We start from the raw sequence: 932 nt of genomic DNA, 5'->3' as shown, positions 1-932 counted from the left end.
CCCCGGAGCCGGCCGCGTGAGGCGCGCCGCCGCGGCCGGGCTCGCGCTCCTCCTCGCCGCCGGCGGGCAGGCATCCGCGCAGGAGGGCATGCCGCTGGCGAGCCCGGAGGAGCTCGGCAGCCCGGCGGAGGTGACGGCGCCGGACGCGACGCTTCCCTCCCCGGTCGCGAACGACAAGATCGACCAGCGCATCGAGCGCGGCATGGAGGCGGCCGGGGAAGAGGGCGGCCCGCCCCCCGATTACGCCTACGGCGCCTTCCAGCGCGGCTATTTCCTTTCCGCCTTCGCGCTGGCGCTCGAACAGGCGAAGAAGGGCAATGCCGCATCCGCGACCCTGGTCGGCGAGCTTCTCGCGCGCGGTCTCGGCGTGAAGCAGGATCTCGGCGAGGCGGCGGGCTGGTACCAGATCGCGGCCGACGAGGGCGACAGGGAGGCGCTCTACGCGCTCGGCCGGATGTATCTCGAAGGCGTCGGCGTGAAGCAGGATCTCGCGAAGGCCGCGGACCTCTTCACGAAGGCGGGCGGGGCCGGCCACGCCGTCGCGCTCAGGGAGCTCGCCTACATGCTGCTGCAGGGGCAGGGCCGCCCGCGCAACCCGATGCTGGCGGCGGCCTATCTCCGCAACGCCGCGCGGCTCGGCGATTCGGATGCGGAATTCGCCCTGGCGGGCCTCTACGCCGAAGGGGTGGGCGTGGTGAAGAACGAGAGCGAGGCCGCGCGGTGGTTCGCCGAGGCCGCGCGCGCGGGCCATTCGAACGCGCAGGTCGAATACGGCATCATGCTCTTCAACGGCCGCGGCGTGGCCAAGGACGAGGCGGTCGCCGCGCGCTGGTTCCGCGAGGCGGCGAGCGCGGGCAATCCGGCCGCGCAGATCCGCCTTGCCCGGCTGCTCGCGGACGGGCGCGGCGTCGCCGCCGATCCGGCGGAGGCGG

Annotated in this window: 1 protein-coding gene; it reads left to right on the top strand. The window is 74.5% G+C overall.

Features of this window, described 5'->3' with window-relative positions:
* Nucleotides 1-16: 16 nt before the first annotated feature.
* Nucleotides 17-932, top strand: a 916-nt coding sequence (locus E4O86_RS23010; RefSeq protein WP_161142858.1) for an SEL1-like repeat protein, incomplete at its 3' end; no start/stop codon positions are given.

This window comes from Propylenella binzhouense (assembly GCF_009866965.1).
In the GTDB taxonomy this organism is placed as follows: Bacteria; Pseudomonadota; Alphaproteobacteria; order Rhizobiales; family Afifellaceae; genus Propylenella; species Propylenella binzhouense.
This window is presented reverse-complemented; position numbering and strand designations above follow the sequence as displayed.